At 69.0% G+C, this 12,972-nt stretch carries 9 protein-coding genes; 2 read left to right on the top strand and 7 right to left on the bottom strand.

Annotation, left to right across the window (positions count from 1 at the left end; translation table 11 throughout):
• Window positions 1-158: 158 nt before the first annotated feature.
• Window positions 159-2,054, top strand: a complete 1,896-nt coding sequence (locus tag DIE21_RS12495) for a penicillin-binding protein 2 (RefSeq protein WP_124497999.1) — start codon at window positions 159-161, stop codon at window positions 2,052-2,054.
• Window positions 2,055-2,201: 147 nt separating this feature from the next.
• Here DIE21_RS12495 and DIE21_RS12490 read toward each other — a convergent pair whose 3' ends face one another.
• From DIE21_RS12490 to DIE21_RS12465, 5 genes are all read right to left on the bottom strand, one after another.
• Window positions 2,202-3,917: a cation:proton antiporter gene (locus DIE21_RS12490; RefSeq protein WP_124497998.1), complete on the bottom strand. Its 1,716-nt coding sequence runs from the start codon at window positions 3,915-3,917 to the stop codon at window positions 2,202-2,204.
• Between the two features lie 210 nt (window positions 3,918-4,127).
• Window positions 4,128-5,546 (bottom strand): cytochrome c, encoded by a 1,419-nt coding sequence (locus tag DIE21_RS12485; RefSeq protein WP_124497997.1) that lies wholly within the window; start codon window positions 5,544-5,546, stop codon window positions 4,128-4,130.
• Window positions 5,543-7,321, bottom strand: a complete 1,779-nt coding sequence (locus DIE21_RS12480) for a GMC family oxidoreductase (protein WP_124497996.1) — start codon at window positions 7,319-7,321, stop codon at window positions 5,543-5,545. Before DIE21_RS12480 ends, DIE21_RS12485 begins: the two co-directional genes overlap by 4 nt.
• On the bottom strand, window positions 7,321-8,061 hold the full coding sequence (locus tag DIE21_RS12475) for a gluconate 2-dehydrogenase subunit 3 family protein (protein WP_124497995.1): 741 nt from the start codon (window positions 8,059-8,061) through the stop codon (window positions 7,321-7,323). Before DIE21_RS12475 ends, DIE21_RS12480 begins: the two co-directional genes overlap by 1 nt.
• Window positions 8,062-8,708: 647 nt before the next feature.
• Entirely contained in the window at window positions 8,709-9,125 is a 417-nt protein-coding gene (locus DIE21_RS12465; protein ID WP_124497994.1) for a DUF3995 domain-containing protein, read from the bottom strand.
• 358 nt (window positions 9,126-9,483) lie between these two features.
• Between DIE21_RS12465 and ald the strand changes: the two genes are divergently transcribed.
• Window positions 9,484-10,599, top strand: coding sequence for an alanine dehydrogenase (gene ald, locus DIE21_RS12460; RefSeq protein ID WP_124497993.1), 1,116 nt, complete (start codon window positions 9,484-9,486; stop codon window positions 10,597-10,599).
• 28 nt (window positions 10,600-10,627) lie between these two features.
• Here ald and polX read toward each other — a convergent pair whose 3' ends face one another.
• Window positions 10,628-12,385: a DNA polymerase/3'-5' exonuclease PolX gene (polX, locus tag DIE21_RS12455; protein WP_124497992.1), complete on the bottom strand. Its 1,758-nt coding sequence runs from the start codon at window positions 12,383-12,385 to the stop codon at window positions 10,628-10,630.
• Between the two features lie 167 nt (window positions 12,386-12,552).
• Window positions 12,553-12,945: a TraR/DksA family transcriptional regulator gene (locus tag DIE21_RS38150; protein WP_124497991.1), complete on the bottom strand. Its 393-nt coding sequence runs from the start codon at window positions 12,943-12,945 to the stop codon at window positions 12,553-12,555.
• Window positions 12,946-12,972 lie beyond the last annotated feature (27 nt).

The raw sequence follows: 12,972 nt of genomic DNA, 5'->3' as shown, positions 1-12,972 counted from the left end.
CCGGCCTTCCTTGCGCATTTTCCGGTCGTGCCCGGTCGAAGATGCCCCTCTTTCAAGGGGCCGAAACACACTTTCCCCACACGACGTTTACTCATTTATTACAATCGCATTATTCAGACTGACCCAGCCGCCGTCCGGCGGCCCGACCCGGCCCTTGCATGAGCGTGAAAAAGAAGACCCACCCCGCCGATCCGTACGCCGCCGCGACCAAGCATCCGATGCTCGCGTCACGCCTGCCGATGTGGCGCTCGAAGCTGGTCGTGATCATGGTGTCCCTCGGTTTCGCCGCGCTCATCGGGCGCGCGTTCTGGGTGCAGGTCGCGAACCAGGATTTCTACGTCGGGGAAGGCCAGAAGCGCTACCAGCGCACGATCGAGCTCGACGCGATGCGCGGGCGCATCGTCGACCGCAACGGCGCGATGCTCGCGGTCAGCCTGTCGACCTATGAAATCTGGGCGAACCCGAAACAGGTCGCCGAAATCGACTACCCGCAGATCGCGAAGCTGCTCGACATGCCGCTCGCGGAAGTAAAACGCCGGCTGCGCAACGACCGTACGTTCGTGCTGCTCAAGCGGCAGATCGACGCCGATACCGCGAGCCGGCTCGACAAGCTCCAGATCGACGGCATCACGCAGATCGCCGACTCGAAGCGCTTCTATCCGGAAGGCGAATCGGCCGCGCACGTGGTCGGCTTCACCAACGTCGAGGACAAGGGCCAGGAAGGCGTCGAGCTCGCGGCGAATGCAAGGCTGTCGGGTACCTCCGGGCAGCGCGAGGTGATCCGCGACCGTCTCGGGCGCATCGTGTCCGACACGCGCCCGCTCGTCCCCGCGCAGCACGGCGCGACGATCGAACTGACGATCGACCGGCGCATCCAGCAGCTCGCGTTCAGCCAGCTCAAGGCAGCGGTGATCGAGAACAACGCGGTGGCGGGCAGCGTCGTCGTGCTCGACGCGCAGAACGGCGAAATCCTCGCGCTCGCGAACTACCCGACCTTCGATCCGAACGATCGCGCCAGGCTGACGGGCCAGCAGCTGCGCAACCGCGCGGTGATCGACACGTTCGAGCCCGGCTCGACGATCAAGCCGCTCGTCGTCGCGCTGTCGATCGACGAACGCAAGGTCACGCCGAACACGATCATCAACACGTCGCCGGGCACCTACAAGATCGGCCCGGCCGTGATCCACGACACGTCGAACCACGGCTCGCTGACCGTCTCGCAAGCGCTGCAGAAGTCGAGCAACGTCGCGCTCGCGAAGCTGGCGTTGAACCTGCCCGCCGAAACGATCTGGAACAAGTACCAGGAATACGGGATCGGCCGCGCGCCGGAGCTGACGTTCCCGGGTGTCGCATCGGGCCGCCTGCGCGGCTACAAGCGCTGGCGGCCGATCGAGCAAGCGACGATGGCGTATGGCTACGGGCTGTCGATGTCGCTGCTGCAGATCGCGCAGACCTATACCGCCTATGCGGGCGACGGCACGCTGCATCCGGTGTCGCTGCTGAAGAACGGCGCCGACCCGCAGACGATCGATGCCCATCGCGGCCACCGCGTGACGTCGCCGCAAACCGCGGCGGCGATCCGCACGATGCTCGAGTCGGCGGTCGGCGAAGGCGGCACGGGGCGCCGCGCGCGCGTCGACGGCTACCGGATCGGCGGCAAGACCGGCACGGCACGCAAGCAGATCGGCGCGACCTATGCGAAGGGCAAGTACCGTGCGCTGTTCGCCGGGATGGCGCCGATGAGCGAGCCGCGCCTGATCGTCGCGGTGATGATCGACGAGCCGCGCGGCAAGGGCTACTACGGCGGCACGGTGGCCGGCCCGGTGTTCTCGTCGGTCACGAGCGGCGCGCTGCAGTTGCTCGGCGTGCCGCCCGATGCGCCGGTCGAGCCGACGCCGAATGCGCCGGCCAAGGCGGCGGCATCGCAGAAGACGGTCGCGGCGCCGAAGGCCGCGGTGCAACCGAAGACGGCGGCCGCGCAGAAGGCGGCAACGCCGGTGAAGACGGCCGCGCAATCCGGCGCGGCCGTACAGACGAAGGCGGCGGCAGGCTGAAGCCTGCCGGGTGCCCAAGGTACTGCCGGGCGCGGCCGCCGGCGAATAGGTCCGCTATTCGCCGTGTCGAATGCCTCGCATGCGCCCTGCCGACGTTCCGACGGCCGGCACCATCCCGCCAGCCGCGCGAACCCGGCCGCGCGACCGTCAATGCGCAGCCGCCACCGGCCTCACCATCCTGCCGAGCACGTGCTCGGTCATCCCGCGCGCGAGTTCGCTCTCGCCCATGAATACGGTGCCGATGCCCTCGCTCGACAGCAAGTCGGCCTCGTCGCTGCTGTTCGTGCACAGCACGACCTCCAGCGTCGGGTTCAGCGTGCGCGAGATCTCGACGATCTGCCGCACGTCGAATACGTCCGGCAGCGTGACGACCAGCATCCCGGCGCGCGCGATATGCGCCTGCACGAGCACGACCGGCTCGATCGCGTCGCCCGACACGGCCGCGACGCCGTCCGCGCGCAGCTTCTCGACGAGCTCGCGGTTCTGCTCGACGACGACATATGCGATCCCGCGCTCGTCCAGCTCATGCGCGATGCGCGTGCCGACCTTGCCGTAGCCGACGATCACGACCTGCCCGGTCAAGTGCGTCTGCGGCGTTGACATCGGCAGCGCGGCGAGCGGATCGTCGCGTGCCTCGAGCTTGCGCGCGAACGCCGAATGCTCGCGGATCCATGCGAGCGCCGGATCGATCATTGCGAACAGCAGCGTGTTCATCGCGATCGAGATCAGCGCGACCGCGAGAATCAGGCTCTGCCCCTCGGCCGACAGCAGTCCGAGCGCCCGGCCGAGCCCCGCGAGGATGAACGAGAACTCGCCGATCTGCGCGAGGCCCGCGCCGACCGTCAGCGCGGTATTCAGCGGGTAGCGGAACGCGATCACGAGCGCGACCGCCGCGAGCGTCTTGCCGATCAGCACGATCGCCGCGACCTCGATCACGTGCAGCGGCTCGGCGAGCAGCACCTTCGGGTCGAACAGCATCCCGACCGAAATGAAGAACAGCACCGAGAACGCGTCGCGCAGCGGCAGCGTCTCGTCTGCCGCACGCCGGCTGAATTCCGACTCGCGCATCATCATCCCGGCGAAGAACGCGCCGAGCGCGAACGACACGTCGAACAGCTTCGCCGCACCGAACGCGATGCCGACCGCCGCGGCAATCATGCAAAGCGTGAACAACTCGCGCGAGCCGGTACGCGCGACGAGCCACAGGATGCGCGGAAACACGCGCTTGCCGACCACCAGCATCAGCGCGATGAACGCGGCGACCTTCAGCATCGTGACGCCGAGCGTGCCCCACACGCTGCCGCCGGCCGCCTGCACGTCGCCGGGCGGCGTGCCGCCGAGCAGCCCCGCGACGGGCGGCAGCAGCACCAGCACGAGCACCATCACGAGATCCTCGACGACGAGCCAGCCGACTGCGATGCGTCCGTTCACCGTCTCGACGAGCCCGCGCCCCTCGAGCGCCCGCAACAGCACGACCGTGCTCGCGACCGACAGCGCGAGCCCGAACACGAGTGCCGCGCCGACGCTCCAGCCCCATGCGAGCGCGAGCCCGCCGCCGAGCAGCGTCGCGACGGTAATCTGGACGACGGCCCCCGGCAGCGCGATCTTGCGCACCGCGAGGAGATCACCGAGCGAAAAATGCAGGCCGACGCCGAACATCAGCAGCATCACGCCGACTTCGGCGAGCTGCTGCGCGAGCGACAGGTCGCCGACGAAGCCGGGCGTGCCGGGGCCGATCACGATCCCGGCGAGCAGATAGCCGACGAGCGGCGGCATTTTCAGCAGCGACGCGAGGTAACCGAAGATCATCGCGAGACCGAAACCGGCCGCGAGCAACGCAATCAGGCTGACGTCATGAGGCATCCCCCCTCCCGAATTCTTGTAACGATTTAGTAAGGTTCAAGAATGAAAGGATAAGGGATGAGGCAAAAAAAATGGCGCGCCCCCGCGAAAAATTCACGCGGTGGCGCGCCATGGCGGGGTGCAACCCCGGTCGGGCGGCATGCGCGTCGCGGGCCGGCCGGCGCCGCGACGCGGATCGATCGGGCGGGGCCGGACGCCCCGCCGCGAGCGTCAGCGCGACGCCTGCGGGAACCGCGCGCCCGGCGGCGGCTCCGGCCGTGTCGACGGCGTGCCCTTGCGCACCTTCGCGACCTGCGCGGCCGTGATCGCCGCGCCCGTATTGCCCCAGCTCGTGCGCACGAAGTTCGACACGTCCGCGACTTCCTGGTCCGACAGGCGCCAGCCGAACGGCGGCATCGTGAAGGTCGACGGCGCCGCATGCGTACCCTGCAGCGCGCTGCCTTCCAGCACGACGTGGATCAGCGACGTCGGATCGTCGCCCTGCACGACCGGATTGCCGGCGAGCGCCGGGAACACGCGGGTGTAGCCGTGGCCGTCGCTGCGGTGGCAGGCCATGCAGTTGTCGCGATAGACGGCCGCACCCGGCTTGCTCGCGTCGCCGGTCCGCAGCGCCTTCGCCGCCGCAGCGTCGTACACGTGCGGCTGCTCGCCCTGCACGCGCGGCGGTAGCGTCTTCAGGTAGCGCGCGATCGCGCTCAGGTCGTCGTCGGTCATGTGCTGCATGCTGTGGCCGACCACGTCCGTCATCCCGCCGAACGCGGCCGTGCGCAGCGTGCGGCCGGTCTTCAGGAACTGCACGATCTCGGTCTCGTTCCACGTGCCGAGCCCGGTGCGCGGCTCGCCGCGCAGGCTCGTCGGCACCCAGCCGTCGATCGCCGCGCCGCCGGCCAGGAAGTCGAGGCCGCCCGCGTCGGTCAGCGCGCGCTCCTGCATCGTCACCGCGCGCGGCGTGTGGCACGCGCCGCAATGGCCGAGACCCTGCACGAGATACGCGCCGCGCGCGACCACCGGATCGGTGTACGGCGCCGCATCGAACGGCTTCGGCGCCGGCGCGAACAGCTTGCGCCAGAACGTCAGCGGCCAGCGCATCGATAGCGGCCACACGATGTCAACCGCGCGGTTCTCGTGCTCGACCGGCGCGACGCCGTGCATGAAGTACGCGTACAGCGCCTTCACGTCGTCGTCGTTCAGGCGCGCGTAGGACGGGTACGGCATCGCCGGGTACATCGTGTCGCCGTTCTTGCGGACGCCCTCGCGCACCGCGCGGGTGAAGTCGTCGAGCGTCCAGCCGCCGAGGCCCGTCTTCGGATCCGGCGTGATGTTGGTCGAATAGATCGCGCCGATCGGCGTGTCGAACTTCAGCCCGCCCGCGAACGGCTTGCCGCCGCTCGCCGTGTGGCACGCGATGCAGTCGCCCGCGCGGGCAAGGTAGGCGCCGCGCTTGACGAGGTTCGCGTCCGCCGACTGTACGGCGGGTGCGGCTGCCGGGCCCGAAGCCGCGGCCGCCGCCGGTTGCGCGAAGGCCGGGCCGGCGAGACCGAGCGCCGCCCATGCCGTGCCGATCGCCAGCGCGCGCCGCAGCGGAGGCAGGCAGCGTGCGGCGTGGTGGTGGTTCACTGTCCTCTTCATGCGGTCACCAGCGGGGCGGGATTTTTCAGGTATTGCTCGCGGATCGCGCGTGCCGACCAGTAGGCCAGCGCCGCGATGATCCCGGTCGGGTTGTAGCCGATGCCCTGCGGCAGCGCCGACGCGCCCATCACGAACACGTTGTGCACGTCCCAGCACTGCAGGTAGCGGTTCAGCACGCTCGTCTTCGGATCGGTGCCCATGATCGCGCCGCCGACCAGGTGGGTCGTCTGGTATGCGCGCGAATCGAAGTGCTTGCCGAACTCGCGCGTCGACACGCCGATCGCCTTCGGCCCCATCGCCTCCGCGATCTTCTTCATCTGCCCGGTCACGTACTGCGCCATCCTGATGTCGTTGTCCTTCCAGTCGAAGGTCATCCGCAAGAGCGGCTGGCCGTACGAGTCGCGATAGGTCGGATCGAGGTCGAGGTACACGTCGCGGTACGACATGTTGGTGCCGTGCGCGTCCATCGAGATCGTGTGCGCGTAGTTGTCCTTCACGGCCTTCTTCCACGCGGCGCCCCATTGCGGCGTGCCCGGCGGCGTCGCGATGCCGCTGATCGGCTTCACGCCGGCCTGGTTCACCCACAGCGGCGAGCCGCCGACGAAGCCGAGCGGGCCGTGGTCGAAGTTGTCCGCGTTGAAGTCGTCCACCGCGACACCGTTGCCGCCCGCGCCGATGAACGGGTTCGTGTACGTGTCCTTGTCGAAGAACGCCTTGATCGTCGACAGGTTCTGGTACGCGAAATTGCGGCCGACGACGCCTTCGCCGGAGATCGGGTCGTACGGCTTGCCGATACCCGACAGCAGCAGCAGGTGCACGTTGTGATACTGGAACGCGGCGACGATCACGAGATCGGCCGGCTGATGCACTTCACGGCCGGCCGGGTCGACGTAGGTGACGCCCGTCGCGCGCTTCTTCGTGTCGTCGAGATCCACGCGCAGCACGTGGCACTTCGAGCGCAGTTCGAAGTTCGGCACCTGCTTCAGCGCGGGCAGGATGTTCAGGTTCGGCGACGCCTTCGAGTACATGTAGCACGCGTAGCCGCTGCAGTAGCCGCAGAAGTTGCACGGCCCCATCTGCACGCCGTACGGGTTCGTGTACGGCCCCGACGTGTTCGCCGACGGCAGCCGGTACGGATGCAGGCCGAGCGATTTCGCCGCGTCGGAGAAACGCTGCGCCGAATACGTATTGAGCTGCGCGGGCAGCGGGAAGTTGTCGCTGCGGTTCGCGTCGAACACGTTGCCGTCGCCGACCACCTTGCCGCCGACCTTGTACGCCTGCCCCGACGTGCCGAACACCTTCTCGGCGAAGTCGAAATACGGCTCGAGCTCGTCGTAGCTGACGCCCGTGTCCTGGATCGTCATCCCCGCGGGGATGAACTTCTTGCCGTAGCGCTCTTCGTAGTGGCTGCGCAGGCGCAGCTCCTCCGGCGTGATCCGGAAGTGCACGCCCGACCAGTGCAGCCCCGCGCCGCCGACGCCCTCGCCCGGCAGGAACGCGGCGAGCTGCCGGTACGGCAGCGCGGTGTCCTGCACGCCGTGGCGGATCGACACGGTCGTCTTCGACAGGTCGAGGAACAGCTTCTTGCGAACGTTGTAGGTCAGCTCGTCGATCGTGTTCGGATACGCGCCGTCCGGATAGGTGTCGCGATACTCGCCGCGCTCGAGCGCGACGACGTTCAGGCCCGCTTCGGTCAGTTCCTTCGCGAGAATCGCGCCGGTCCAGCCGAAGCCGACGATCACCGCATCGACGTGCGGCTTCTTTTCCGCGGCCATCAGGTGCGCTCCCCGTTGATCGAAACCGGGCCGTACGGGTAGGGCTTGCCGTTCTGGTTGACGAAATCCATGAAGTCGGCGCGCGCGCCCGGAAAGCCGATCATCTGCCACGCGGCCATGTCGTGATTGCCGCCATGCACCGGATCGCAGAAGTAGCCTTCGCGCGTGTTCTGCAGCAACTGGCCGAAGAACACGGTGGACGGCACGTCGTCGATCTGCGCGCCGCCTTTCTCCAGTGCGCCGAGCACGGTATCGCGGGTCACCGCGTCGAGCTCGGCGAACGCCTTGCGGTGGGCCTTTTCGCAATAGCGGTTGACCGCCGCGATGCCGAGCCGGTAGATGTCGCGCGGCACGAGCTTGAGCTGATAGCCGAGCTCGGGCACGCCCTGCTGGAACGGCCCCTGCATGTACCACGTCGCGCCGTGCGCGTACGGGGTTTCCATCTGGCGGTCGATGAATTCGGGCACGCCGGATTCGAGCGCGCCGGGGCCTTCGGCGTCGGCCGGGATCAGCCGGTCGACGGCGGCCTGGACGAACGCCCACTCCTTCGCATCGAAGAAGGTCGGCTTGTACGGCGCGCGTTCGGCGCCGGCCGGCGCGGCGGATACGTTGCCGGCCGTGGTCGCGGACGATGACGACACGCGCAGGTCGCAACCGGCGACCGACGCGATCGGCACGAGCGCGACCGACGTGCGCAGGAAACGGCGACGCGAATTGGGTTTGTCGGGTGGCGTGGACATGGTCGGATGTTGATCGTTGGGGAGCGTGGTTCGGGAACGCGCATTCCACATGCGGCATGCCCGACGCGGCAGCCATGCCGCGCGCGGCCGGCCGCCCTGTTCTTGCGGTGTTGCGAACAACCTCGATGCGGATGCCGGCCGCGCACCGCGCGGCGGCGCCGTCATGCAGCCGCACGCGCGCGGGTTCCGGCGCGCCGCGCGGGTCGACCTCTTCGCGGGTCTGATGGTCGGACAAATACCGGCTTACCGCCCGCATCTGCCCCTTCATCGCCATGGCCCTGTTCAACCTGGACGCCCCGCCTGACGACGGCAAGCGCAACGTGCACGACCCTCATGACGGGCCTGGCGACACGTGCCGCGAATTATAAATGGAACCGGTTCCATTTCCAAAAGGTTCAATGCAATTCATTACATCGAAAACCGCAATAATGAGGAAACCGGTTTCCCAAATGCGCGAGATACGTGGGCGCGGTCATGTTGTTGAGCGCCACGGCACCTGAACGCACGCGCGGGGTTCGCCCGATCGGCGCCTGTCGTTTCTTGGGGGAATGACGTCGCCCGCGCCGGTCGTCGCTTTCCGCCGCGGCGCCGCGACGCACGTTACAGATCCGCTCGCTGCAAAATGGCCGTCCCGACCGGCCCGGCCCTCACCACGGCCACAGCATCGACGCGATCGACAACGCGAGCGCCGCGCACAGCGGCGAGTAATACAGGCTGTCCATCCGCGCGAAACGCGACCCGCGGATCCGCTTGAAGAAGCCGACGTAGCGGAAATCACCGACCGCGCGCACCGCGAAGATCAATGCGAGCGTAACGACCGCGAACGCGATCGCGCCGGGATACAGGTTCGGCCACAGCCAGCCCGCGCGCGACGCCACCGCCCATGCGCCGGCCAGCAACGCCACCGCGATGGCGAACGTGCCGAGCGCGGTCGGCCGCAGCAGCGGCACGCCGTCCTGTTCCGGAATGGCCGCTCGCTTGCCGAGCCGTCCGCCGAACGCCCAGTAGACGTGCACGAGTGCGATCGCGCAAAGCGTCGGCACGCTGAAATACGCGCCCGTCATGTCGGTAAGGTTCCTTGTCTCATCGTGTCGTTGTGTCGTGATCCGGCCGGAAGGATTCCGGCGTGCGGCCCCGTTCCGCACCACGCAAGACGATACCCAAACCACGCGCCGCGTGCATTGCGACGTCCGGTCGCAATGCGCCGCGCCGCGTGTTGCGGTGCAGCGCGCGCACCGTCGCGCCGGGCCACCGCTTGACTTCCCTCCGGGCACCGCTACCCTCTTATTCCAATACGGCACTCGAACCGTGCATGCGGAACCGTCGCACACGTGCCGTTCGCCGGCACGCGCGGTCGGACGGTCGGACGACCGCGGCGCGCTCGGGCACGACAACAATGACGAATACCCATGGAGGCGACTCATGCTGATCGGTGTGCCGAAAGAGATCAAGAACCATGAATACCGCGTCGGCCTGACGCCGGCCGGCGCACGCGAACTCACGCGGCACGGCCACGCCGTGCTCGTGCAGCGCGGCGCGGGCACCGCGATCGGCCTGCTCGACAACGACTACACGGCCGCCGGCGCGGCGCTGTGCGACGACGTGCGCGACCTCTTCGCGCGTGCCGACATGATCATCAAGGTCAAGGAACCGCAAGCCGCCGAGTGCGCGATGCTGCGGCGCGGGCAGATCCTTTATACGTACCTGCATCTCGCGCCCGATCCCGAGCAGGCGACCGCGCTCGTGAAGTCCGGCGCGGTCTGCATCGCGTACGAAACCGTGACGGGCGCAGGCGGCGGGCTGCCGCTGCTCGCGCCGATGAGCGAGGTCGCCGGACGCATGTCGATCCAGGTCGCGGCAACGCATCTCGAAAGCCCGCGCGGCGGCCGCGGCGTGCTGATGGCCGGCGTGCCCGGCGTGCCGGCCGCGCACGTCGTGGTGCTCGGCGCGGGCGTGGTGGGCACCGGTGCGCTGCAGATGGCGGTCGGCCTCGGTGCGCGCGTCACCGTGCTCGACACGAATGTGGGCCGGCTGCGCCAGCTCGACCTGGTCTTCGCGAACCGGATCACGACCGTCTGCTCGAATGCCCACACGATCGACGAAGCCGTGCGCGACGCCGACGTCGTGATCGGCGCGGTGCTGGTGCCGGGCGCGTCGGCGCCGCGGCTCGTCACGCGCGACATGATCGCGACGATGCGCACGGGCGCCGTCGTCGTCGACGTCGCGATCGACCAGGGCGGCTGCTTCGAGACATCGCATGCAACGACGCATGCGCAGCCGACCTTCGTCGTCGACGGCGTCGTGCACTACTGCGTCGCCAACATGCCGGGCGCGGTCGCGCGCACGTCGACGTTCGCGCTGAACAACGCGACGCTCGGCCATGCGCTCGCACTCGCCGACAAAGGCTGGAAACGCGCGATGACCGACGACCCGCATCTGCGCGCGGGCCTGAACGTATGCGACGGCCACATCACGTACGAGGCCGTCGCGCTCGCGCTCGGCCTGCCGTACGTCCCGGCGGAAGACGTGCTGGCCTGACCGTCGCGCACGCGCGCCGTCACTCACCCTACGGGCGGCCGCGCTTCGACGCGGCGCTCGCACCCATCGTGCGCGCCAGCAGCGGCCGCAGTTGCGCGAGCGTGCGCGTGTTGAGCACGTCGTGCCGGGTGAGCCAGCCGCGCCGCGCCTGGCCGATACCGTATCCGAGGTTGTCGAGATCGTCCGCGCACCGCGCGTCCGAGCCGATCGCGACCGCGACGCCGGCTTTCGCCGCCTCGCGACACCACACGTCCGGCAGATCGAGCCGCCGCGGGTCGCCGTCGAGTTCGACGAAGCAGTGGCGCGCGGCGGCCGCGGCGAGCACGCGCGGCACGTCGAGTTCGCATGCGTCGCGTTCGCCGAGCAGCCGGCCGGTCGGATGCGCGAGGATCGTGAAATACGGATGATCGATCGCGCGCAGGATCCGCTCGGTCTGCGCGTCGCACGGCAGGTCGAAGCCGTCGCGCACCGCGCCGACGACGAGGTCGAGCCGACCGAGCACGTCGTCGGGCACATCGAGGCTGCCGTCCCCGCGAATGCCGGCCTCGACGCCCTTCAGCAGCACGAAGTCATCGAACGACGCGTTGAGGCGGTCGATCTCGTCGATCTGCCGCACGAGCCAGCCGCAGTCGGCGCGGCCGCCGCCGGCATCCTGCGCGCGGTCCGTGACGGCCAGATAGGCGAGCCCGCGCGCACGGGCCGCGTCCGCCATCGCACGCAGGCCGTCGCGCCCGGCCAACGCGTCGGCATGCGCGTGCAGGTCGCCATGAACGTGCTTGCGTTCGACCAGCGCCGGCAGCGTGCCGCCGCGCGACGCATCGATCTCGCCACGGTCCTCGCGCAGTTCGGGCGGCACCCAGTGAAGGCCGATCGCCTCGTAGACGGAGGCCTCCGTCGCGCCCGCGATGCGCTCGTCGCCGCGGAACACGCCGTATTCGTTGATCTTCAGCCCGCCGGCCTGCGCGATCCGGCGCAGCGCGATGTTGTGCGCCTTCGATCCCGTGAAATAGACGAGCGCCGCGCCGAACGCGTCGGCGTCGACGACGCGCAGGTCGACCTGCAGCCCGTTGCCGAGCACGACGCTCGAACGCGTCTTGCCGTTCGCGAGCACGCGCGCGACTTCGCTGCAGCCGACGAATGCGTCGGCCACCGCGGCCGGATCGCGCGCGGTCACGAGGATGTCGAGATCGCCGACCGTCTCGCGGCAGCGGCGAAAACTACCGGCCGGCACCGCTTCGCCCACGCCGGCCACCTTGCGCAGCCGCTCGAGCAGCGGCGTCAGCGATTGCGCGGCATCGGGCAGCAGGAAGCGCTGCGGCTCGCGTTGCAGGCGGTCGTCGATCGCGTCGAGCAGATGCGCTTCGGTCTTCGCGCCGAAGCCCGGCAGCGCGCGCACGTGCCCGCTCTTTGCTTCGGCGCGCAGCTGTTCGAGCGAGTCGACGTGCAATGCGTCATGCAGTGCCTTCACGCGTTTCGCGCCGAGCCCCGGCACGTCGAGCAGTTCGACGATCGCGCCCGGCAATGCATGGCGCAGCGTTTGCTGCAGTTCGCAGGTGCCGGTCGCGGCGATCTCGCGCAGCTTCGCCGCGAGATCGGCGCCGATCGATGGAATCTGGCCCGGATCGCCGCCGTTCGCGATCATCGCCGGAATGTCGCGCCCGTAGTCGGCAATCGTACGCGCCGCGTTGCGATAGGCGCGTATCCGGAACGGATTCGCGCCCTGGATCTCGAGCATGTCGGCGATTTCCGCGAACACGGCCGCGCACTGGGCATTGTGGATCGGCATGATCGGCGTGGCTCCCTTCCACGTGGATGGCGCCATGCGCTGGCGCGCAGGCGTCTGCCCGCCCGGCGCCGCATGTCGACGGCGGCGGGCGCACGTTGGTCATCCTGCGCCGATTGTCCGTGTCGCGCTGCGCGGGCCCCGCGGGTTGCGCGCCCCCGGCCCCGACGTCAGAGCGATGCGCGCGGCGGCGTCGCGTAGCGACGCTCGTACACCGACTGGCAATGCGTGCAGCGCTCGGCGGCCGGCCGCGCGAGCAGGCGCTCGTAGCCGACCGGCGCATCGCAATCGATGCACTCGCCGTAGCTGCCGTCGCGCATGCGCTGCTGCGCGCGCCCGATCGCGCGCAACTCGGCCAGCTTCAGCCCGATCAATGCATGATCCATGTCGACGAACAGATCGGCATTCGCCTCGTCGCCCTCGTCAGGCGCCGCGCCGGCGAGTTCGGCATAGGACTCCGAAGCGCGCTGGTCCTCGGTCGTCCGGATATCCGCCCGCAACGCCTGCTCGCTCTCGGTCAGCCGCCGCTGCAGCGTCTGCCGTTGCTCTTGGTCGAGCGCCATCGCCGTCTCTCCTTTTTCCGGGTTCCG

Origin of the sequence: Burkholderia sp. Bp9140 (genome assembly GCF_003853425.1) — a bacterium.
GTDB lineage: Bacteria > Pseudomonadota > Gammaproteobacteria > Burkholderiales > Burkholderiaceae > Burkholderia.
This window is presented reverse-complemented; position numbering and strand designations above follow the sequence as displayed.

What these genes read in the sequence shown, in the direction of transcription:
- DIE21_RS12495 (WP_124497999.1), top strand. Translation starts at nt 159, where the DNA reads ATGAGCGTGAAAAAGAAGACCCACCCCGCCGATCCGTACGCCGCCGCG.
- DIE21_RS12490 (WP_124497998.1), bottom strand. Translation starts at nt 3,917, where the DNA reads ATGCCTCATGACGTCAGCCTGATTGCGTTGCTCGCGGCCGGTTTCGGT.
- DIE21_RS12485 (WP_124497997.1), bottom strand. Translation starts at nt 5,546, where the DNA reads ATGAAGAGGACAGTGAACCACCACCACGCCGCACGCTGCCTGCCTCCG.
- DIE21_RS12480 (WP_124497996.1), bottom strand. Translation starts at nt 7,321, where the DNA reads ATGGCCGCGGAAAAGAAGCCGCACGTCGATGCGGTGATCGTCGGCTTC.
- DIE21_RS12475 (WP_124497995.1), bottom strand. Translation starts at nt 8,061, where the DNA reads ATGTCCACGCCACCCGACAAACCCAATTCGCGTCGCCGTTTCCTGCGC.
- DIE21_RS12465 (WP_124497994.1), bottom strand. Translation starts at nt 9,125, where the DNA reads ATGACGGGCGCGTATTTCAGCGTGCCGACGCTTTGCGCGATCGCACTC.
- ald (WP_124497993.1), top strand. Translation starts at nt 9,484, where the DNA reads ATGCTGATCGGTGTGCCGAAAGAGATCAAGAACCATGAATACCGCGTC.
- polX (WP_124497992.1), bottom strand. Translation starts at nt 12,385, where the DNA reads ATGCCGATCCACAATGCCCAGTGCGCGGCCGTGTTCGCGGAAATCGCC.
- DIE21_RS38150 (WP_124497991.1), bottom strand. Translation starts at nt 12,945, where the DNA reads ATGGCGCTCGACCAAGAGCAACGGCAGACGCTGCAGCGGCGGCTGACC.